Annotated in this window: 17 protein-coding genes and 3 pseudogenes; 12 read left to right on the top strand and 8 right to left on the bottom strand. The window is 68.0% G+C overall.

All coding sequences use genetic code 11. The features are described 5' to 3' along the window. Positions 1-23 precede the first annotated feature (23 nt). Together AB0N06_RS33895 and AB0N06_RS33890 are read right to left on the bottom strand one after the other, a co-directional pair. Entirely contained in the window at positions 24-218 is a 195-nt protein-coding gene (locus AB0N06_RS33895; protein WP_366138528.1) for a hypothetical protein, read from the bottom strand. Further along, positions 218-1,810, bottom strand: coding sequence for a Mu transposase C-terminal domain-containing protein (locus AB0N06_RS33890; RefSeq protein WP_366138527.1), 1,593 nt, complete (start codon positions 1,808-1,810; stop codon positions 218-220). The genes AB0N06_RS33895 and AB0N06_RS33890 overlap by 1 nt, the downstream gene beginning before the upstream one ends. A 319-nt stretch (positions 1,811-2,129) precedes the next feature. Between AB0N06_RS33890 and AB0N06_RS33885 the strand changes: the two are divergent. From AB0N06_RS33885 to AB0N06_RS33865, 5 genes and pseudogenes are all read left to right on the top strand, one after another. Next, positions 2,130-2,650 (top strand): annotated as a pseudogene (locus AB0N06_RS33885) (RHS repeat-associated core domain-containing protein); the annotation flags it as partial. Positions 2,651-3,058: 408 nt separating this feature from the next. Beyond that, positions 3,059-4,093 carry a tetratricopeptide repeat protein gene (locus tag AB0N06_RS33880; protein WP_366138526.1) on the top strand — a complete coding sequence of 345 codons (1,035 nt, stop codon included), beginning with the start codon at positions 3,059-3,061 and terminating at the stop codon, positions 4,091-4,093. Positions 4,094-4,181: 88 nt separating this feature from the next. Beyond that, positions 4,182-4,433: an Hsp70 family protein gene (locus tag AB0N06_RS33875; protein ID WP_366138525.1), complete on the top strand. Its 252-nt coding sequence runs from the start codon at positions 4,182-4,184 to the stop codon at positions 4,431-4,433. 88 nt (positions 4,434-4,521) lie between these two features. Continuing rightward, positions 4,522-4,965, top strand: coding sequence for a hypothetical protein (locus AB0N06_RS33870; RefSeq protein ID WP_366138524.1), 444 nt, complete (start codon positions 4,522-4,524; stop codon positions 4,963-4,965). 308 nt (positions 4,966-5,273) lie between these two features. After that, positions 5,274-5,732, top strand: a complete 459-nt coding sequence (locus AB0N06_RS33865) for a HEAT repeat domain-containing protein (protein ID WP_366138523.1) — start codon at positions 5,274-5,276, stop codon at positions 5,730-5,732. A 4-nt stretch (positions 5,733-5,736) separates the two neighbouring features. Here AB0N06_RS33865 and AB0N06_RS33860 read toward each other — a convergent pair. Next, positions 5,737-6,282: pseudogene (locus AB0N06_RS33860) on the bottom strand (IS5 family transposase); the annotation flags it as partial. A gap of 71 nt (positions 6,283-6,353) precedes the next feature. Between AB0N06_RS33860 and AB0N06_RS33855 the strand changes: the two are divergent. Then, positions 6,354-6,476 (top strand): hypothetical protein, encoded by a 123-nt coding sequence (locus AB0N06_RS33855; RefSeq protein WP_366138530.1) that lies wholly within the window; start codon positions 6,354-6,356, stop codon positions 6,474-6,476. A 204-nt stretch (positions 6,477-6,680) separates the two neighbouring features. On the opposite strand, the gene AB0N06_RS33850 is transcribed toward AB0N06_RS33855, so the two are convergent. From AB0N06_RS33850 to AB0N06_RS33840, 3 genes and pseudogenes are all read right to left on the bottom strand, one after another. Then, positions 6,681-6,947: a hypothetical protein gene (locus AB0N06_RS33850; RefSeq protein ID WP_366138522.1), complete on the bottom strand. Its 267-nt coding sequence runs from the start codon at positions 6,945-6,947 to the stop codon at positions 6,681-6,683. Positions 6,948-7,373: 426 nt separating this feature from the next. Continuing rightward, a pseudogene (locus AB0N06_RS33845) lies at positions 7,374-7,478 on the bottom strand (IS5/IS1182 family transposase); the annotation flags it as partial. A gap of 37 nt (positions 7,479-7,515) precedes the next feature. Next, a complete protein-coding gene (locus AB0N06_RS33840) occupies positions 7,516-7,971 on the bottom strand; it encodes a hypothetical protein (RefSeq protein ID WP_366138521.1) in 456 nt (151 codons plus the stop codon). Positions 7,972-8,464: 493 nt separating this feature from the next. On the opposite strand from AB0N06_RS33840, the gene AB0N06_RS33835 reads away from it, so the two are divergent. Then, a complete protein-coding gene (locus AB0N06_RS33835; RefSeq protein ID WP_366138520.1) occupies positions 8,465-8,887 on the top strand; it encodes a hypothetical protein in 423 nt (140 codons plus the stop codon). A 359-nt stretch (positions 8,888-9,246) separates the two neighbouring features. On the opposite strand, the gene AB0N06_RS33830 is transcribed toward AB0N06_RS33835, so the two are convergent. Beyond that, positions 9,247-11,667 carry a Helicase associated domain protein gene (locus tag AB0N06_RS33830; RefSeq protein ID WP_366138529.1) on the bottom strand — a complete coding sequence of 807 codons (2,421 nt, stop codon included), beginning with the start codon at positions 11,665-11,667 and terminating at the stop codon, positions 9,247-9,249. Between the two features lie 663 nt (positions 11,668-12,330). Between AB0N06_RS33830 and AB0N06_RS33825 the strand changes: the two genes are divergently transcribed. The 5 genes from AB0N06_RS33825 (at position 12,331) to AB0N06_RS33805 (ending at position 17,130) form a co-directional block, all read left to right on the top strand. After that, entirely contained in the window at positions 12,331-13,605 is a 1,275-nt protein-coding gene (locus tag AB0N06_RS33825) for a transposase family protein (protein ID WP_366138519.1), read from the top strand. Positions 13,606-13,610: 5 nt separating this feature from the next. Next, entirely contained in the window at positions 13,611-14,027 is a 417-nt protein-coding gene (locus AB0N06_RS33820; RefSeq protein ID WP_366138518.1) for an ATP-binding protein, read from the top strand. Between the two features lie 237 nt (positions 14,028-14,264). Continuing rightward, a complete protein-coding gene (locus AB0N06_RS33815) occupies positions 14,265-15,197 on the top strand; it encodes a site-specific integrase (protein ID WP_366138517.1) in 933 nt (310 codons plus the stop codon). Positions 15,198-15,216: 19 nt separating this feature from the next. After that, complete coding sequence (locus tag AB0N06_RS33810) at positions 15,217-15,579, top strand: helix-turn-helix transcriptional regulator (protein ID WP_366138516.1); 363 nt, start codon at positions 15,217-15,219, stop codon at positions 15,577-15,579. A 501-nt stretch (positions 15,580-16,080) separates the two neighbouring features. Next, complete coding sequence (locus AB0N06_RS33805; RefSeq protein ID WP_366138515.1) at positions 16,081-17,130, top strand: integrase; 1,050 nt, start codon at positions 16,081-16,083, stop codon at positions 17,128-17,130. Between the two features lie 68 nt (positions 17,131-17,198). On the opposite strand, the gene AB0N06_RS33800 is transcribed toward AB0N06_RS33805, so the two are convergent. Then, entirely contained in the window at positions 17,199-19,652 is a 2,454-nt protein-coding gene (locus tag AB0N06_RS33800) for a Helicase associated domain protein (protein ID WP_366138514.1), read from the bottom strand. Positions 19,653-20,088 lie beyond the last annotated feature (436 nt).

Here is a 20,088-nt window from a genome sequence, read left to right as displayed (position 1 = left end):
CTGGGCCAGCAGAGCCCGATCAGCTACGAACAACAATCAACTACGCTGACCCTCGCCGCATGACACCCGGTGTCCACGATCAAGGGCGAAGCCCCGGCCTCGATGTTGTCCCGGGTGGTCAGCAGCGTGTCGGTTCCCACCAGCTGCGCCTGCTCCAGGCCCAGGAAGTGGTCTTCGCTCTCCTCGGGCAGCAGCCCGTAATCCAGATCAGCGATCATCAGCTCTTGCCCTCATCAGGAGTAGGTATGCGCGGGGGCCTCGGACGGGTCCAGGTATCGGGTGCGGGGCCGTGCGGAACGAGATCGGGACGGGCCAGCGCACGGCGGTCCGTCTGCGCCGCCGCACCGAGCTCCTCTTCGGCCTGCGCAGAGGTCGAAGAGGTGAGAGGCCTGGGCGGGGCCGCGGTGGTGGAGGCTTCGAAGCGCCGGCGACGCAGCTTCTCCGCGGCCTTCAGATCAGCCTTGAGCCGCCGGGCTGCCGCGGTGCGCGCGGCCTGGACGGAGCGGATCTGCTCCCGGCTCGCTGCGGCGGCCAGAAACGCCGAACCGAGATGGCGGCCGGTCGCCGTGTCGAAGACTTCGATGGTGTCGTCGTGGTGGGGCAGGTGCCGTACCGAGACTTTGGTGCCGGTACGGCCGTTCATCCACGGGGCGAGGTAGTCGCGGCGGCGCCACCGCACCCCGCTGGTACTGATCGTGTACGTGCGGCCGTCGTCCTCCAGAGCGAACGTCGCCAGCTGCCCCGCCGGTACATCTGTGAGCGGCGTCGCGTCGGCCTGCCACGCCTGCAGGGGGGTCTTGCCGTTCAGCGCGGTCGGGCGGTGGCGGGTGTTCCACCAGGTCACCCAGTCCAGCAGCAGTCCCACGAACGCCTCATACGTCAGGGGTGGGGCATCGGGGTCGGCGAGCTGGCCGCCGGTGAGTTTTTGGCGGCCGGTGTAGCGGGGGAGCGAGACGAGGAACATCTCCTCCACCGCGTCGTTCAGCGCCTCGATCGTTCCCTTCAGATGCGGGGTGTAGGCGGGCAGGTCGGTCACGGGGACGGCGAGCGCGCCCATCGCCGCGGTGACCGTGGCACATAGGAACTCCTTGCCGCGGTCGACCCGGATCTGACCGGGCAGCCCGCCGACCGGACCGAACGGCTCGCTGCGGGTGATTGCAATGCGCAAGGACGCCAGCACCGCGTCTCGGCTCGGCGCGTGCGCGGTGACCGCCACCCCGGTGATCGCCTTGGTGGCGCAGTCGATGAACCAGGTCACCCACGGCGTGGCCAGCTCACCCTCCACGTCCACCTCGACGGGCACATGCTTGTGGTCGCCTTCCCACGCCGCGTTGCGGTGCGTGGCCGGACGCTGCCCGAACACGTCATACGCGCGCCGGGCGGCTTCCCCGCTCTTGAGACCGGCCCGCTCGCCGCGGGTCAGGTCCCGGCGGATCGCCCGGTGCAACGTGGAGAGCGACGGCACCGCGGGCGCGTTCGGATCCTCGGCCGCTCGCTGCACCAGCTCGGCGTGGACCCGGGAGGCGTTCCCGCCCCACAGCGCCAGCAGCCGCCGGACTTCCGTGGTGACCGTGAAATGGGACGACTCCACCCGTGCGAGGCGGTGATCCTCCCGGGCAGCGGCCAGCCACCGCCACACCGTCCGCTCCGACTTCCCCAACGCCTGGGCCACCAGGCGCGCATGCGCGGCCGTCAGCTCTCCACGCCCGTCGGGTTCCAGCAGTCGGGGCATCGCCGCTGCGCGCCCCGAAGCCGGCGGGAACACGGCCATCGGACCGTCTTCGGGATCCTCGCCACGGCTTCCCGGCATGTGCGGCCCCTCTCCGCCGAGTACTGGACAGCACGGCCTGCCGCCCTGGTCCCGGGTATCCCAGCCCTTCGGCACCCAACTGACGGGAATCGGCATACGACTGACAGCAACCATCGCCATCCGGTACAGAGTGCCCGCGCACGGGCTGCCGATCCGGTTCGACGACCAGCCTCGTGCACCTTGTGGAGAGGTCGAAGCCCTGGAGCCGGCCTAACTCCAGCGCCTGGCCCTTGCCGTTGTCGACCCGTACTTCGACCGCCGGGTGCTCGCGCAGCAGATTGCTCGCGAGGAGGAACAGTGCCGCGTCCTGGCCGACTTCCTCGACGTCGCCTTCCGCCACCAGAGCTGGACCGTGGAGACCAGCGACGGCACCACCTGGACCACCACCGCCGACAAGACCAACCACTACGCCGACGACAGCGACACACCCTGCTGGATCAGCGAGGACACCGCCACCGGGCGCTGACCCGCAACGTCGACGGTCTCGACGGCAGCCTCACCGCCATCACCGCCAAGATCGGCGGCACCGTCCTTCAGCTCGCCAACCTCCACGGCGACATCGCCCTGCAACTGCCCGCGGACACCACACTGGCGCCGACCGTCCTCGACTACGACGAGTACGGTGACCCGCGCGCCGGCCAGGCGTCCGCCCGCTACGCGTGGCTCGGCGGCGCGCAGCGCTCGGACGACACTCCGTCCGGCCTGCTCCTGATGGGCGTGCGCCTCTCCAATGCGGACACCGGCCGATTCCTGAACGTCGACCCCGTCCCCGGTGGCAGCGCCAACGCCTACGAGTACTGCAACGGCGACCCGGTCAACTGCTACGACCTCGACGGCCGCATGGCCGGCGCGTTCGTCGTCGCCGCGGCGGGCCTCGGCCTCAGTGAGGTGCTGATCGTCCTGGGTGCGGCCTTCGTGATCGCCCTCGCCGGATATGCCCTGTGGTACGGCGTGAGCGCGGCCGTGCACAAGCTGCAGGTCGCCTTCGCACACCGCAAGAAGGACGAGACCCACAAGACACAGAAGAACCGGAAGGGACACCGCAAGGGCAAATCGAAGAGCACGAGCGACAAACACAACAAGGGCGACCGCCACGGCGGTCGTAAGAAGTTCGACAATCCGAACAAGCGCAAGCGCTGACGCGGAACGGCTCTGACCGTTCACGGTCCAGGGCGTGTGCCATGCTGGCGCACGCCCTGGTGCCACGCGCGGACACGGGCCCAGGCAGCAGTACGAGAGGACACCTTCATGCCGGAGGACACCGTCGAGGTCCGGGCGGAGCGACAGTGGTCGGCGGGGAATCATGCTGCCGCGCTGTCCCTCTACCTGGAGGCATGGACCAGCCCGGACGACGATGTCGCGGACAAGATTCTGGATCTGGTGGAGGACTGGGGAGACACCAACGCTGCGCTGGAGGCGATCTCCGCCGCCGCGGCCGCGGGCAACGCCGGGGCGTACGAGGCCCTGGCCGATCTGCTGATCCAGCTCGACCGGCCCGCGGAAGCGCTGTCGGCCCTTCAGGAGGCGGACCACCATGGCCGCAACGTGACCCTGTGGATCGCCGGGATTCTGGCGGACGAGATCGAGGACCACCCTCGCGCTGAAGAGTATTACCAACGGGCGCTGGCCGAGAATCACCCGAACGCGCTCAACGACTACGGCGCCTTCCTGCGCGACGGCGGGGAGCGGCTGGACGAGGCCGCCGATCTGCTGCGCCAGGCGGTGGACCAGGGGGACACCATGGCCGCTGGCAACCTCGGCCGTCTCCTGCTCGACCAGGACAAGCCCGCAGAGGCCGTCGGCTGGCTGCGGCAGGCCCTGGAGGCCGGACACCGCTCCGTCCTGGTCGCGCTCGGCGGAGCCGAGAACGACACGGGGGACAGTGAAGCGGCGGGACAGCACCTGCGGGAGGCCCTCAACGAGGATCTGCCCGGCGCGCATTTCGCCTACGCCCTCCACCTGACCGACACCGGTGCCCTGCAGGAGGCCGTGCCCCACTACGAGGCCGCCCTCGACCAGGACAAGGAAACGAACGCACACCTGAACCTGGCGCTCCTGCACGAGGAGCTCGGGCAGCCGGAGCAGGCCGACCGGCGCTACCGGGACGCGATCGAGCACGAGGACGAGGACGCCTTTTTGCCCTGTGCGCGCTTCCTCGCCGGGCAGGGCCGAGCCGAGGAGATCGGTGCGCTGCTCACCCGGGCGACGTCGCTCGACCTCGCCCCGGAGGACCTCGCGGAACTGCGTGTCCTCGCCGACAAGGGCCGCCCCGCCGGCGCGTGACCGCCGCATTGCCTGGTGGCGCAACGGTTTCGCGCCGCCGGGCGTAGTCGCAGCAGGGGCCTCAGACAGCTGGGCGATATCTCGGTCGATGAATCGGGAAGATGCCAGTCCAAGCACTCGCTGCCCGCGAACGCTCAGACCGGCCAAGTGGTGTGCTCTCTGCCGTTGTCGCCTGCCGACGTCGACTTCCTTCCCTGGCGCCATCCGGCTCATCAATGTCGGGCTCGTACTCCGCAAGGTCCCGTTCGAGGTGCCCGGCGACGGCGTGGTGGAGGTACGGTCCACGGCCGGCGACTCCCATCTGGGCGGCGACGACTTCGACCACCTCCGACGAATTTGAGGAAGTCTGGGGCCCTGCCCGTCGGCAGATCGCAGCCCGGCTTCGCTGACCTCTCGGCCCCGCAGCGGCTTCTTGGCATCATCACGGCATGGCCTCAACTCTTCTCCGCACGATCCGGGCAGTCGACACCGAACAGCTCCTCGACCTGGAGAGGGAGGCCGGTGCATACGGCTTCAGCCAGCGGCTTCCGGTCGACTGGCTTCGGGACCACCTCGCTCCCGGAGCGACGCACTACTTGTTCCCCGCACTCGTGCATCACCTCAGTCACCGCCCCGAGGTGTCGCCGCACTGGAGATGCGAACTGCTGCTGACAGCCCCAAGCGGCGAGCAGTTCTTGAGCCTGCTCGACGTGCTCCCCGCCACCTTCAGCAAGCTCCCGGAGACCTTGGACGCCACGCTCAAGACGGACATCGCAAGCCGTATGGAGCGGGCACGAGCCCAGCGTGAGTGGGCAGAAGTAACTGGTCGACTGCCGAAGTCGACCCTGAAGAAATGCCACGAGCCTGAGACACCAGACGAGGACATGGGCTGAGACAGCCCAGAGAGCCCCTGGTCAGGGCGTCGGCCTATGTCACGGGCCGCGAGATGCGGGAGCTGCGAGGCCGGGTGGAGGACGGGCACGGTGGGAGATGGCGCGCGACGACTGCGCGCATCCCGTTAACGCCCGGATGTGGGAGCCGCCGACCGCAGCCCGGGAGAAGTCCAGGGAGCGATCGCCAGCCTTGACGGTCTGACTGAACCCCGACCGCACGAGCTATCCGGGCGGCTCGGCACCCAGAGCTGGTCCGGCCCGCTCCCCGGCTCTGGGAACCAGGCCCCGGCTGCTGGCAGGATGACCGAATGGACGACGATACCGCCCCAGCCCGGGGCGACCAGGTTCGCCTTCGTGCGGCCTGTCCGCCGGCGGTGAGCGAGGCGCTGAAGCAGCTCGCCGCGACTACCCGTTGCGACACGGCCGAATTCGAGCAGGCGCTGTTTGGCCTGGCGTTGGTGTGCGCGGAGGCACCGGTTGAGGCCCTTGAACTACTCGTGGCGGCTACGGCGGCGCCGGACGCGATGTTGCGGCGCGCAGGGATCGAGGGCCTCGGTATCTTCGGCCCCGACGCCGTGGCGCACGCGCCGATCATCGCTGCCGCACTCTCCGATCCGGATCCCGATGTGCGGGCGGCAGCACCTTCTTCTCTCAAAGCCGTGCTCAGGCGGAACGAGCCCGACGAGGAACTCCGCGCTGCCGTTCGCCGGGCAGTCGAGCAGTCAAGCAACGGCAGCCAGCCGACAGGCAGCCGGGAGACGTCCTGAGTGATCATGTGGCTGGTTCGCGGAGCCAGAGGATCAGTGAGGCCAGGACGACTCCGGCTCGGTAGCGGTCGGCGAGCTTGTTGAACCTGGTCGCGATCGCGCGGAACTGCTTGAGGCGGGCGAAGCATCGTTCGACTACGTTGCGGTCGCGGTAGATCTCCTTGTCGAAGGCGGGCGGTCGGCCGCCGAGGCGCGCTCGGCGGCAGCGGTTGGCCGCCTGGTCGCGGCGTTCGGGGATCGTGGCGGCGATGCCCGAACGCCTCAGTAGGTGGCGGATGGCCCGGCTTGAGTAGGCCTTGTCGCCAAGCACGCGTTCCGGTGTCGTGCGCGGGCGGCCCGTGTCGGCGCGCGGGATACGGATCCCGTCGAGGACCTGGCCGAAGGCGGTGGCGTCGTTGGTGTTGCCCGGTGTGAGCACGATCGACAGGGGCAGGCCGCGGCGGTCGACAGCGAGGTGGACTTTGGTGGTCAGTCCGCCTCGGGACCGGCCGAGGGCCTGGCGCGTCTGCGAGCGGCCCGGATCTTCCAATTCGTCCCTGTCTGTGGCCCCCGTTACCTTTTTCGTGGCCTCGCAATGAGGCTCCCGGCCTTCGGCCCCGGTATGACTTGAGCCCCCAGTCGATGATGATCGAAAAGGTGGTGTCGCCGGTGCCGGAGGCCGGCTTCCACCCGCCGTCCCGCCGAGCGACCGCGGACACGCTGCACGCGTACCACGCAGGCACCGGCGCGATGACGCTCGGCTGACCAAGATCCGTCCCGCCCCCGAGACCGCTCTACCGAGTCAGGCCGCACGGGGAAGATCTTCAAGGTTCGCTCCACAGCCGTGGCTGCGGCTGGCATCCGAAGTCGTCCGGCGGAGCTTGCTGCATCGTCCCAGTACCCTCCAGATCCGCGTCAGCGCCCAGCGCCCTGTGGGGGTGACCGAAGCGCCGACGGGCAGATGGAGGGTCACGGTCGGCGCCTCAGCGGAACGACCACGCGGCCGGTGCGCTTGGCAAGTTCGTCACGCAGTGCCTGGTTGTCATGGTGTAGAGCGGCGATGGCAGTGGCCGCGGCCTGGAGCCGGTTCTTCAGAAGGGTGCACTGCCGGGTCTTGTCCGCCAGCCGGCCAAGTGACAGCCGCTGCGGCAAGAAACGCTCAGGGGGATGTTGTGCCATCACGGGGCACACCATATAGTTACTGACGAAGACCCCGTGCGGCCCCTGCTTCGGCATGCTTTCGGGGTTATGACTTTCCGAAGGGCCACCAGCATTGCTGGTGGCCCTTCGGCCGTTCTACGCGGTCCGTTCTGCACGCGCTCTTCCGTTAGCGAGGAGGGCGAGACCTCAGCGGATCAGCTGACGGAGGACGGGGATGCTGACCCCAAAAGCGGTCAGCCCGGCGAGGACCGCGCCAGCAGCCGCTCCGCTTCCCAGAAACGGGATCGGACACGGGCCCTGGTGTGGGGAGGCGGCCTGCGGTCCCGAGATTTTGAGGTCTGTCCTCATCCTTATCAGGTCGGTCCGAGAGCCCTGTTTCGCCATGGGATGCAGTCGATACGTGCGGACCGCGGCAGTGAAGCGGTCACAGGAGAACGCTCCGATTCGCCGCTGTTGGTGTCAGCCATTGATGTCACCCGCAGTCCAGCAGGAGCCGCCTGCGGTCCGACGGTGGTCAGCCCAACGTCGCCCCCGGACCGGATTGGCCGGCATCAGCGGCTCAAGTCGGTCACACATCGCATCAGTGGTCACTAAGCGGACGGACACACCCGATCAACTGACCAACCCATCGAAGGAACATGCTCTACCCGGACTCGCCGGTGAGGCAGGCGTGGCACAGGCATCGGTCCGGGTGCGGACTGTACGGCGCTGTCTCGGCGCGGTACTGGCGCGCGTACCGCTCTAGCGTCGCGGAGACGTCGGCTGCGTAGTCCGCGCTGAACTTACGTTCGCGTCCTGCCTCACGCAGCCGCTCCAAGACGCGTGGGGTGTGGACGAGCTTCGGCCGGAAGCCGTGGAGGTGGCGCGTCGCCGTGTCGATGACGATCCACCGGCTGGTGTGCCGTTCACGTCCGACCACCGTGACCCGATCGCCTCCTGGACCCCAGTACGCGTCGGCCACGTACACTTTCGCCCCGCCCTTGAAGCACTTCGTCCCCGGGCGCAGATCCTGACCGCCAACTCCGCATCGACGCCAGGCCACAACGTTCGCCGCCACCAACCAGACCGGCTCCTGCTGCGGGACATCTGACTCGTTCACTCGCCCCGCCCTCCTCGCGGATGCCCTGCCGGATCCGCAGCAGCCATCATTATCCGGGTGGCCGCAAGTGCCCCGTCGGGCCTGGCTGTCATCCTCGTCCGCGCTCGATCCGCGCCAGCCGCGCCGACCGGGACCTGGCTCACATACGACGGCGGTTCAGTCGTGCATGGCGTACGGCGGAGAACGTGGCGGCAGACATGGCAGGCCGTGCGCCGGCGCTGCGCGGGCCGTCAGGGGCGCCGGGGTTGCAGGGTACGGCGCACGGTCGTGCCCGCAGCCCGTCACTGACCCGGGTGGCTTTGTAGGGAGTTTCGGGTTCTGGCTCAACTTGTGGAGCCAGGAGCCTTGGGTTGGTCAGGAGTGTACGCAGGGGTGCCCGCACGTGTGTCGCGCCTTGATCAACAGGGATGGTTCAAGGGACGGGGTGTCAGCCCGCGAAATCCTCGGTCGAGGCATGCCCTATGCTCCTGGCGGTCGTCGACAGGGGGTGGGCATGAACGGCGGACGTTCGTCCGGCAGATGGTCGCTGGGTGAGGAGAACTGGTCGCGGGGGTGGTGGATCCCCCTGGTTATGGCCGTCATGGGGGCCTTGACGTGGGGTCTCTTGGGGTACGTCGAGGGCGGCTGTGAGCGGGGGCCCAGGGGCGGCTGTGTCGCCGCCGACGGCTACAAGTTGCGCGGCTGGGCCTTCTTCCTTGCCGCTATGCCCACGTACTTCGTGGTGATCACCGGCCTGACGGCCGATCGCTGGCCGCCCGCCCTGGGCGTCGCTGTCGGCGGCACGCTCTGCGGGCTCTACACGCTCACCCAGGGCCGGACGGCACCACACCTGATCATCGCGGCGGTTCTCTTCGCCCTGGCCCTTGCCGCACCGGCACTGGCCTGGCGGCGCCAACGGGCCACGCGAGCGGAGTGACCAGTCCCTGCCGGAGGAACCAGCCGTTCCGCTCGCCGCCGGAATGCCGCCGACAATTCACCACCCGTCTTCACGGGGGGTGGGTGCGGGCTGTTCAGCGGGTTCTATTCCCAGCCCGGCAAGCCGTTGCTGTTGCTCGCCGGTCAGCTGCGTGATGATCTGCGGGGTTTTGTCGGTGGTGGTTCGGCCTCGTGATGTCAGTGCGTCGGGTATGGGGTTTCGTTTGTTCGGCTTGTTGTGGTTGGTGTTTCGAGTGGTGGCATGAATGCTGATCTGGGGCTGGTGCTTTTGGTGATGATATAGGTCGGTTGGTTGCCAGTTGGTATGACGTGTCCGGTTTCACCGTCCTGCTGTGGCTGCTACGCCCATTCCAGTCCGAGTTCGGCGAGTTGTGCGAGCTGCTGCTCACTGAGGCGGTCACGTCGGGTTTTTTGGTTGCTGAGGAATACGCCCAGTCGGACCGAGGTGCCGTCGGGGAGCTGCTCGACGTGCTGTCGTCCGACCACGTGCTTCCCCTCGCGTTGAATGTATTGCTGTAGGGCTGCTACGCCCCGTGTGAAGGCGTCGGAGCCCTTCCCCGCCCCAGCCTTCGGGCCGTTCCGTGCGGGCGCCTTCTGGGGTCGTGCAGCCGGTTTCACGCCCACCTCGCCCAGCCGGTGCTGCTGTTCCTGGTTGAGGCGGGTCCAGTCCCGGGTTTGGGTGGTGAGCCAGCGTCCGATGTCGTCGCCTCGGTGCGTCACCCCAGGCACGATCTCCTCCAGGGCCGCCCCGGCCGCGAGGAGGGCGGTCAGTCCGGTGTAGTGGCGTTGCCAGTCGACAGTCCACCCCAACACCCCGGGGTTCCAGTCGGGGTCGATGGCGGCCAGCTGCTCGGCACGCCGCGCCGCGCGCTCAGGCTCCTTGCCCAGTCCCCCCGGCCGCCTGAGATTGGTCAGCCATTGCCCCACCGGCTTGTCCAGGGCGGTCGCGTGCCGAGGCGCGGCCAGGGTTCCGGCTTCTGCGTGGTAGGCGCGGGCGGCGGCGAGGTTTTCTTCGAAGGCGGCGTCGGCGGTGTTCCAGATCATGCCGAGTTCCTCGAGTTCGTCGGCGCGGGTGCTGGGCATGGTCGCGGCCCGGTAGGCGCGCCGTTGGTCGGACAGCCATCTGCCCAGCGGGTACGCACCCTCTTGGTGCTCGTAGGGGACCTCCAGGGAGCCTTCCCGTTCGAAGTACTGGCGGGCGGTGTTGTAGCCGCGTTGCCAGTCCTGCCGTTCGGTGTTGATGATGTTGAACCGTACCCATTTCGCGATCATGGCGGGGTCGCGTGGGGTGGCGAAGCGGAGCAGCAGCCGTGACTCCTCCTGGCCGTCTTCCGGCTCGGGACCGATGTTCTGCGACGGGTCAACGACCTGTTTCTGGTTCTCTTGCGGAATCGCGAGCATCTCGATGGCACGTTCATCGTGTGCCCGAAGCCCCTCAAGGACCTTCACCAACGGCCTATACGACGACGAAGTGAACATGTCTTCCGGCTGCTCACCTTGTGCCAGAAAAACGGGCACGATCAGCGTCGCAATCTTGCCCTGCCCGGGTTTCTGACGCAGCGCCCGGCCGATAGCCTGCACGATATCCACTGCCGACCCCTTCGGGTCCAACAGGGCCACACTGTCCACCGCTCGAATATCCACACCCTCGTTCAGAACACGACAATTCGAAAGGATCGCACGCCCCGCCCTGCGCTCGAAATCAGCGAGCACGGAGCGCCTGTGGTCCATCTCGTGCTCGCCGCACAGCCAGTCCGCCCACACCCGCTCCGGGTACCGCTCCGGATCCGACGCATACAGCCGGGCCGCGACCCTGGGCAGTCCCTTCGCGAATGCGGAGGCTTCTATCGTCCGGTGGTGGAAGGTGATGGTGGTCTGGAGCCGGTGCTCGGCCATGGTCTCGAGCAGCGCTGCTTGCAGCGCTCCCATCCGCTCGCCGCGCAGCTGTTCCTCGTGTTTTTCGTCGCTGGCGAGGCGGGCGGGGGTGACGATGGGGTCGGTCAGTTCGACGACCACGATCTGATACCGCGCCAAAAGTCCCCGGGACACGGCTGATGCGAGCGAGAGTTCGTACACGACGGGCCCGTAGATTTTGGGGTCGTCCATGGAGCAGGCCAGTTCCTGCGGCAGAGAGTCTCGTGCGTTCTCGAAGTCTGTCTGGCGTTCCGCCCACCGGGCCCGGGGTGGGTGTTCTTTCCAGATGCGGGGGGTGGCTGTCATGTAGAGCCGGCGCATGGCGGGGATGACGTCCTGGTCGTGGATCGCGGCCCACGCTTTCCCTGCCGATCCACTGGTTCGGTGCGCTTCGTCGACGACGACGAGGTCGAAGACGTCCATGGGAAGCCCGTACGCGCCCTCGTGGGCCTCGGCCAGCACGGGCAGGGAAGCGTAGGTGGCGTAGACGGTCACGGGTCCGCGGCCGTGCCACAGAGCGAGCTGCGGCGAGCTGGTTGTCGACCGCACCTTGAGGTCCCACAGATGCGGATCGTCGTCCAGCGAACAGACGGCCACCGCCGGCCCGGTATGCCCGGCAGAGCGCCATTCCCGCACCGTCTGCGTCAGCAGATCCAGCGTGGGAAGCAGCACGAGCACACGCCCGTTACGTGCGAGCCGCAGCGCGGAATGCGCGGCGATAAAGGTCTTTCCCGTACCGCAGGCCGCCACTACCGTGGCCCGCAGACCATTGTGTGGAATCCGTTTACCCGGAGGGATATCAAGGCCGCGTACTACGGCGGCGACGGCTTCAACCTGATGAGTGATAGTCGGCTTCTCGTTTTCAGCGGTCGGTGTCTCGTCTGCAGTGCTGGATTGTTCCTGGTAGTGGCGGGTTGGTTGGCCGTTCGCTGAAGTCGTGGTGCTGACTTGGTACTGAAGGGTGCCGCTGAAGTGTGGGCGATCCTGATGCCGTGTCCATAGCGGCAGAGGACTTCGGGATGTGTCTGTAACCCCCAGATGTCACTTCTTGGAGTGACATTGTGCGGCGTGTCGGCTTGTGCGTTGTGTCGCGGGACAGTCTGCGTCTGACAGGTACGGCGTGTGTCAGGGGGTGGGCTGGTGGGCGGGGAGGATAGCCAGCGTTCAGGGGATGCGATAGCGCCGGCCGGAGTGGGCCGTGAGGCTGCTGTGGCTCGGTTGCTTGTTCTGGATGGCCGGGGTGAGTTGCATACGGCGCATGTGCGGCTGGTGGCAGCTTCCTTGGGCGTTTCGGAGCGCACGGTGTGGAATTGGCTGTCCGTGGCGCGCAACGAGGGCCGGACGGGACCGCGGCCACGTTCGCGGTTCACTGTGACGCGGGAGATTCGGGAACTTCTCGCGCTGTGGGGCGGGAACGTCTCTGCGGTTCACAGGGGGCTCGTTGCCTGTGCGGCGAAGACCCCTTCACCGGATCCGGTCCCGTCTCTGTCGGTCCTGCATCGTGCTGTCGTGCGGGATCTGTCGGCGGGGGAGCGGGCGGGGCTGCGCTCTGGTGAGGCAGGCCGCCGGCGTCATGACGTGTTCGGGAAGCGTCCGCCGACGTACCGCAACGCCTGCTGGGAGGGCGATCACAAGCGGATCCCGGTACGGGTGGACGTCGAAGGGCAGGCGTTGTGCCCGTGGGTGACGTGGTTTATCGATGTCGCGACGAAAGTGATCGTGGGGGTGGCGGTCACCCCGCATGAGCCGGCCCGCGATGCCGTGCTGGCGGCACTGCGGACAGGGATCAGCCGTACCGATCCTTACGGGCCGTGCGGTGGTCTGCCGACCGTGGTGCGGGTGGACCGCGGCAAGGAGTTCCTGTGCCAGGCAGTGTCGCGGGCGCTGGGCGCCTTCGCGGTCCCGGTAGATGACCTGCCGGCCTACAAGCCGTACCGCAAGGGCACGGTCGAGGCTTTGAACAGCGCGGTGGAGGAAATGTTCCTGGTCTCCCTTCCGGGCTACACCCATCGGGCCCGCCCGGTGGGTGCTCATCGTCCCGACGAGGTGGCCGATCTCCTGTCCTTCGCGGACTTCGTCGACGTGCTGTTGGGCTGGGTGCGGTGGTGGAACACCGAACACCAGCCCTCCGGCCTTCAGCCGGGGCTGACCCCGATGGCAGCGTGGGAGGCGGATCCGACCCCTGTAGAGGACGCGGACGAGGAACGGCTGGCGTTCTTCGCGCTGGAGGACGACGGCAGACCACGGAAGATCTCGACGAGCGGAGTCAGGTGGCGGCGCCGGTTCTACATCGCGCCGTGGATGGTCGGCCACGTCGGCACACTGGTCCGGCTACGGTACCTGCCTCACTACGACGGGCAGATCGAGGTCTTCTCCTCCGAGGGACGGGGCCGCCATCTCGGGACCGCCTACCTGGCTGAGGAAGCGACGCTTGAGCAGCGCAGGGCGCTCAGCGCGGTCAGGGAGAAGAAAGCCCGCGCGCTGAAAGCCGACTTGAAGGCGGCAGAGAAGCTGCGCCGGACCCGCTACACGGCCACGACCACACCGGGCACTCCTCGTCCGCGGCGCACGGTCACCGGGCAGCAGGCCCAGGCGGAGATCGCCCGCGCGAAGGCGACCGATCTGGCGGTCCGCGCGCTGCCGGACCTGATCCCGCCCCGGGATCCGCCTGCAGGCTGGGCCCGCCCGCGTCCCGCTCCTCCCAAGCCACGCCCGGGTGCCGCGCCGCAGCCCCCGGCGTCAGACGACGCAAGCATCGCCCCTGCTTCGCAGACCGAGGAGTGACCCGGATGGCTACCGCTGAACGTAAGGGGCGTCTGCCCGGGGAACGTGAAGATCACTTCATGCGCCTTGCCGGCGCCCAGGTCGTCTCCACGCGGGCGTTGCTTACGGCCCGCGAAAACATCCGGGCGGCGATCGAGGCGAAGGCGATGATCTGCATCTACGGGCAGGCCGGGAACGGCAAGTCCTTCGCGGTCAACGCTTCGCTGCGTGAGCTCGCACCGGCACTGACCCGCCGGATCCAGTTCCGGGCCCGCCCCTCCACCCGGGACCTGCGCCATGAACTGTTTCACGCCCTCGGCCTGCCGGGCCGGCCGCCGTCGCACGCGATCGAGTTCGACCGGATGCTGCGAGGCGCGCTTGAGGAGCCGCGGGTGCTGGTGTGTGACGAGGCGCAGTGGCTGTCGAAGCTGTGGTGTGGATGAGCCGGTTGTTTTGTTGGTGGGGGTTGCCGTTTATCGAGTCGGTCGTTGAATTCGCTGGCGGCGTGAGGGTTGTTCAGGTGCTGCCTTAAACCAACGGCTGGGCGGGGTGTTGTGGTGGGTGTGGGGGAGCGGGGCGGTCTGCGTCTGGTCGAGGGTGGGCTGGCTGATCCTGACGGTGGGGTGGATCCGTGGGTGTTCCAGGCTGGATGTGTTGAGGCGTTCGCGCGGACGTGGGTGGTGCGTGGGTTTGCTCCGACGACGGTCCGCGGCTATACCTCGCTCCTGGCCCGGGTGCTGGGGCGTTTTGACTGTCCGGTGTGGGCGGTGGCCGCGGACGATGTGGATGAGATGCTCCACGCCCTTGCTGTGGCGGGTCTGGCGCCGGGTACGCGCCGGCAGTACCTGCAGATGCTCCGCAGCTTCCATGCGTTCGTCGCGGAGCGGTACGGGGCCCAGGTCCGTACGGTGTTCGGGGTGCCGGTCGGTGACGGCGGACTGGACCGGTTCAACCGCGTGCGGCATGCCGGTGACGATGCCGTGGTGGGGCCGCCTCCCGGCCGTGAGCGGGTGCGGGCGTTCTTCTCTTTCGTCCGTTCCCAGGTAGCGGTCGCGTCCGACTACCGGGCCATGGCCCGGGATTATGCGCTGCTGCGCACGCCGTATCACGCGGCGGTCCGGGTCAGTGAGCTGGTACGCCTGGACCGGGCCGATGTGCATCCGGGGCTCGGGCCGTCGGGCAAGCTGCATGTGCGGTTCGGGAAGGCGGCGAACACCTCGGGTCCGCGGCCGCGGTGGGTGCCGATGCTTGAGGGCCTGGAGAAGATTCTGGCCTGGTACCTGGCCGATGTCCGGCCGCTGTTCCCCGTCGGCCCGGCGCTGTTCTGCGACGATGGCGGCCAGGCCATGAAGGTGGGGACGGTCCGGGACCGTCTGGCCCGCCTGCTCGATCTCGAGGCAAGAGGCTGGGGCGACCGGTTCACTCCGCATGCGCTGCGCCGGGCGTGTGCGACGCACCAGTACGAGCAAGGCATGGACCTGATTGCGGTCCAGCAGCTCCTCGGGCACCGCCATATCGCCTCGACGATGGCGTACGTGAAGCCGTCGCAAAAGTTCGTCGAGGACGCCTGGCGGCGCGCCACCGACTCTGCTGTCCGTGTGCTGGCCGGCTGATCGAAAGAGGGGCGAGGACATGACGACCTCAGCAGGATCACCCCTGCCGGACCCGGTTTCGGAAGGGGTGGAGTGGCGGCTGCGGATGGCCGCGGCGGAGCGCGGCGTGTGGACCGGGACCCAGCTGCGCCGGCTGCTTGCCGAGAAGTCGGGCTTGGACCTGTCACCGGCCTCGGTATCCGCGCTGTTCACGAAACAGCCGTCCCAGGTGAAGCTGTCCACCCTGGCTGCCCTGTGCATGGCCCTGAACTGTGTTCCTGGGGATCTTCTGGTACTGAGTCCTGCAGCATCGGGCCCGGTGCCGGCACGGGTGGTGTCAGGCGGGCGGCCGTCGCCCGCACCGCCGCGGGCCGCCGGGACACGATCGCTGCCTCCCCTGTGACGTCCGGGACCGTCCTTTCGTCCTCCATCCCCCTCCTGTGTCGGGCAGGTTAGAGATCGTATGGCTGTATCCGTCCCCGGTGCTGTCCAGGGCCGTTGCCCAGGCTGCGCCAAGCTGCGCTGGCTGCGCCCCGGCTCGGGTCTGTGTGCCTGGTGCCTGCGCAGGTGTTTGGGCTGTGGTGGCAGCAGGCGCGCGGTGGACCATGTGTGCGCGGCCTGTCGGCGCCGGGCTGCAGGCGGGCCCGGGCGTGGCCCGTGTCAGCGCTGTGGGCGCCGTCGGACGCTTGAGGCCACAACACAGTGGTGCCGCCCGTGCAGCGATCCGGCCAGAGCGGAGCCGATCGTCGCCTGTTCGGGATGCGGTGTCCTGGCGCAGTGGGCGCGTGGCATGTGCAAGACCTGCTACGAACACTCGCCGGACACCGTGGAGGCCCGGGCTGCCGGCTGGGCCCGCCGCATGCCCCACGTACCTTCTTGGTGGGGCGCCTTCACCACCCACCTGATGACTCACCGGCACACCTCCTATGCCGCAGACGCCATCACCCACACCGCTCGCCTGATCCTCGATACGGGCACCATCGATCCGCACACCCTCCTGACCCATGCTCGCTGCGGCAGTCCCTGGCTCGGCCGGCCCCTCGCCGACTTCTTCCACGCCCAGCGCCTCCTCGAAGCGCCCGGGGCGGCAGAGGAGGTGAGAGCTGCCGCCCGTCGAGAAGGCCGTATCGAAGCCGTTCCGGCCCCGCTGCGTCCCGCCGTCCGCAGTTTCGCGCAGGCTCTGCAGGCCCAGCGTGAGCGCGCCGCAGGGCTGGGCCTGCGCCCGAACCGGTGGAAAACCATCGAGGTCCGCCTCGACACCGTCCGGGACCTGTCGCTTCACGCCGAGAGCCGGGGCCACACGACCTGGGCATCCCTGACCGTCATGGACCTGGAGGCATTCCTCGTGCGGAACCCGGCCCGCAGAGCCTCCTGGCTCGCAGGCTTGCGCCAGTTCTTCTCCCACGCCCACCGCACCGGGGTAGTCCTCCACAACCCGGCCGTGGCCCTCGACGCCCCACAGCCACGCGGCTTTCGAGGCGCCACGCTCACCCTGGACGAGCAGCGCGTGATCTACCGCCGCTGGAGCAGCCGCCGCGATGTCCACCCGCATGAGGCGTTCATCGGACTGGCCGCTCTCCTCCACGCGGCGACAACCACCGAGCTGCGCCTCCTCACCCTCGGCCACGTCACCGCTGCTCGCCGCGCGATCCGCTTTCCCGGGCGCTCCATTGACATCGCACTCGACACCGCGACGTGGAGCGCACTCGTGGACTGCCTCGGCTACCGGGCCTCACTGCGTACGGACAATCCGCACGTGCTGGTGACCCGGCTGACCAGAACCACCGCCGGTCCGGCCGGCGCCGCGCATATCCGTGACAGCCTGGCCCCGGTCGGCCTGCTGCCTCGCATCCTGCGCTCGACACGGCTGCTCACCCTCGCTGGCGAACTCGACATCAAACAGCTCACCGCAGCGCTGGGGATGTCCTATGCCGGAGCCGCCCACTATCTGTAGCCAGACCTCCAGCCCTCGGGAGGGCAGGGCTGCGCCGCGTTGGGCGGTCAGGGACAACGTCCGAGCAATCACTGCGCCCAGTCGACGCCGAGGTGGGCGAGGGCTGCCAGCTGTGCCTGGTCGAGTCGGTTGCGGCGTTGTTTCTGGTTGGCGATCCACACCCCGGTCCGGTGCGTGGTGCCGTCCGCGAGGTGCTCGACGTGGGCTCGTCCCGGGATGCCGCCTTCCCGCTTGATGTACTGGGCGAGTGCCTGTACACCGCGCTGGAAGGCTTCCATACCGCGTGCTGCGCCGGTTGTTGCCGTGCGCGGCGTACGGGCGGCAGAGGGCCTTTCAGCCGGTTTCACACCGTGTTCGGTGAGGCGGCGTTGCTGCTCTGGATTCAGGCGGGCCCAGTCGCGGGTCTGGGTGGTGAGCCAGCGTCCGATGTCGTCGCCGCGGTGCGTGACCCCGGGCATGATCTCCTCCAGGGCCGCCCCGGTTTCCAGGAGGGCGGCCAGGCCGGTGTAGTGGCGTTGCCAGTCGACGGTCCACCCCAACTGTCCGGGGTTCCAGTCGGGGTCGATGGCGGCGAGTTGCTCGGCCCGCCGCTGCGCCCGCTCGGGGTCTTTGCCGAGCCCGCCGGCCCTGCGGAGGTTGGTCAGCCATTGTCCGACGGGTTTGTCGAGGGCGGTCGCGTGGCGGGGCGCGGCCAAGGTTCCGGCTTCCGCGTAGTAGGCGCGGGCGGCGGCGAGGTTCTCGGCGAAGGCCGTGTCGGCGGTGTCCCAGATCATGCCGAGTTCCTCGAGCTCATCTGCCCGGGTGCTGGGCATGGTCCCGGCCCGGTACGCCCTTCTCTGGTCGGACAGCCACCTTCCCAGCGGGTACGCACCCTCCTGGTGCTCGTACGGGACCTCCAGGGAGCCTTCTCGCTCGAAGTACTGGCGGGCGGTGTCGTAGCCGCGTTTCCAGTCCTGGCGTTCGGTGCTGATGACGTTGAACCGCACCCATTTCGCGATCATGACGGGGTCTCTGGGGGCGGCGAAGCGGAGCAGCAGCCGTGACTCCTCCTCACCCTCCTCCGGCTCGGGACCGATGTTCTGCGACGGGTCAACGACGTGTTTCTGGTTCTCCTGCGGAATAGCGAGCATCTCGATGGCACGTTCGTCGTGTGCCCGGAGTCCTTCAAGGATTTTCACCAAGGGGCGGTACGAGGAGGAGGTGAACATGTCTTCCGGCTGTTCACCGGGCGCTAGAAACACGGGCACGATCAGTGTTGCAATCTTGCCCTGTCCGGGTTTTTGACGCAATGCCCGGCCGATGGCCTGCACGATATCGACTGCGGATCCCTTGGGGTCCAACAGGGCTACACTGTCCACCGCTCGAATATCCACACCCTCGTTCAAAACGCGACAATTCGAAAGCACGGCACGTCCTGCCCTGCGCTCGAAGTCAGCGAGCACGGAGCGCCGGTGGTCTACCTCGTGTTCCCCGCTCAGCCAGTTCGCCCACACGTGTTCCGGGTATCGCTGCGGGTCGGAGGCGTGCAGTCGGGCTGCGACCTTGGGCAGTCCCTTGGCGAACGCGGAGGCTTCGATCGTGCGGTGGTGGAAGGTGATGGTGGTCTGCAGCTGGTGCGCCGCCATCGTCTCGAGCAGCGCGGCCTGCAGCGCCCCCATCCGCTCACCGCGCAGCTGCTCCTCCTGCTTTTCGTCGCCGGCGAGGCGGGTGGGGGTGACGACGGGGTCGGTCAGTTCGACGACCACGATCTGATACCTGGCTAGAAGTCCCCGGGACACGGCTGATGCGAGGGAGAGTTCGTAGACGACGGGTCCGTAGATGTTGGGGTTGTCCATGGAGCAGGCCAGCTCGCGTGGCAGCCGGTCCCAGCCCTCGAATGGTTCCCCGTTTTCCGACAGGGCCCGCTCGGTGTTCCGGGGTGGGCGTTCTTTCCAGATGCGGGGGGTGGCTGTCATGTAGAGCCGGCGCATGGCGGGGATGACGTCCTGGTCGTGGATGGCGGCCCAGGCCTTGCCCGCGGATCCGCTTGTCCTGTGTGCTTCGTCGATGACCGCGAGGTCGAAGACGTCCATGGGAAGCCCGTACGCGCCCTCGTGTGCCTCGGCCAGCACCGGCAGAGAAGCGTAGGTGGCATAGACGGTGACCGGTCCGCGGCCGTGCCACAGTGCCAGCTGCGGAGGGCTGGTCGTGGACCGCACATCCAGGTCCCACAGATGCGGGTCATCATCCAGCGAACACACCGCCACGGCCGGGCCCGTATGCCCGGCCAAGCGCCATTCCCGCACCGTCTGGGTCAGTAGATCCAGAGTCGGCAGCAGCACGAGAACTCGCCCATTACGTGCGAGCCTCAGCGCAGAATGGGCGGCAATGAACGTCTTTCCCGTACCGCATGCCGCCACCACGGTGGCCCGCAGACCATTACGTGGAATCAGCTTTCCCGGAGGAATGTCAAGACCGCGCACCACAGCGTCAACGGCTTCAACCTGATGAGGTCGAAGCGCAATCTTTTCTGTGCTCGTCATATCCGTACTCCAGAATTCACGAGAGGGGTGGCAAGTCCTGACGGAAGGGGTAGCGGTTCCCTCGGGATGCTACACGCTGCATCCCGTGATGCATTATCATGAGGATGCGCGAACATCACTCTAGCGCAACAGAGTCCAAGGGGAGGGGTTTTGGGGTAGGCTCATGCATACGCTGAGCGTTCTTCAGGAAGTGAAAGGCTGTCACGCACCGGATGGAGCGAAGCGGAGTCCGGTGCACTCCATCCGACGGGGCCGGCCCTCGGCACCCCCGTGACGTCACGTCACGGGGGTGGGAGTCCCTGGTTCTTCGGGATGCTACACAGGACTGCGCTGATGCACCCTCACCCGGTAGCCAGCCGTTCCGGCTTGCCGGAACCAGGGCGGGGGAGCGAAGCGGACACGCCTGCCTGTCAGGAATTTAAGCGAAGCGTAATTC

This window comes from Streptomyces sp. NPDC051020 (assembly GCF_040683105.1).
In the GTDB taxonomy this organism is placed as follows: Bacteria; Actinomycetota; Actinomycetes; order Streptomycetales; family Streptomycetaceae; genus Streptomyces.
The sequence above is the reverse complement of the archived record's forward strand: the minus strand, read 5'-3'. Positions and strand labels throughout refer to the sequence as shown.

Coding starts and splice junctions, on each gene's coding strand:
- AB0N06_RS33895 (WP_366138528.1), bottom strand. CDS start 218: ATGATCGCTGATCTGGATTACGGGCTGCTGCCCGAGGAGAGCGAAGAC.
- AB0N06_RS33890 (WP_366138527.1), bottom strand. CDS start 1,810: ATGCCGGGAAGCCGTGGCGAGGATCCCGAAGACGGTCCGATGGCCGTG.
- AB0N06_RS33880 (WP_366138526.1), top strand. CDS start 3,059: ATGCCGGAGGACACCGTCGAGGTCCGGGCGGAGCGACAGTGGTCGGCG.
- AB0N06_RS33875 (WP_366138525.1), top strand. CDS start 4,182: ATGAATCGGGAAGATGCCAGTCCAAGCACTCGCTGCCCGCGAACGCTC.
- AB0N06_RS33870 (WP_366138524.1), top strand. CDS start 4,522: ATGGCCTCAACTCTTCTCCGCACGATCCGGGCAGTCGACACCGAACAG.
- AB0N06_RS33865 (WP_366138523.1), top strand. CDS start 5,274: ATGGACGACGATACCGCCCCAGCCCGGGGCGACCAGGTTCGCCTTCGT.
- AB0N06_RS33855 (WP_366138530.1), top strand. CDS start 6,354: ATGATGATCGAAAAGGTGGTGTCGCCGGTGCCGGAGGCCGGCTTCCAC.
- AB0N06_RS33850 (WP_366138522.1), bottom strand. CDS start 6,947: ATGCCGAAGCAGGGGCCGCACGGGGTCTTCGTCAGTAACTATATGGTG.
- AB0N06_RS33835 (WP_366138520.1), top strand. CDS start 8,465: ATGAACGGCGGACGTTCGTCCGGCAGATGGTCGCTGGGTGAGGAGAAC.
- AB0N06_RS33820 (WP_366138518.1), top strand. CDS start 13,611: ATGGCTACCGCTGAACGTAAGGGGCGTCTGCCCGGGGAACGTGAAGAT.
- AB0N06_RS33810 (WP_366138516.1), top strand. CDS start 15,217: ATGACGACCTCAGCAGGATCACCCCTGCCGGACCCGGTTTCGGAAGGG.
- AB0N06_RS33805 (WP_366138515.1), top strand. CDS start 16,081: ATGACTCACCGGCACACCTCCTATGCCGCAGACGCCATCACCCACACC.
- AB0N06_RS33800 (WP_366138514.1), bottom strand. CDS start 19,652: ATGACGAGCACAGAAAAGATTGCGCTTCGACCTCATCAGGTTGAAGCC.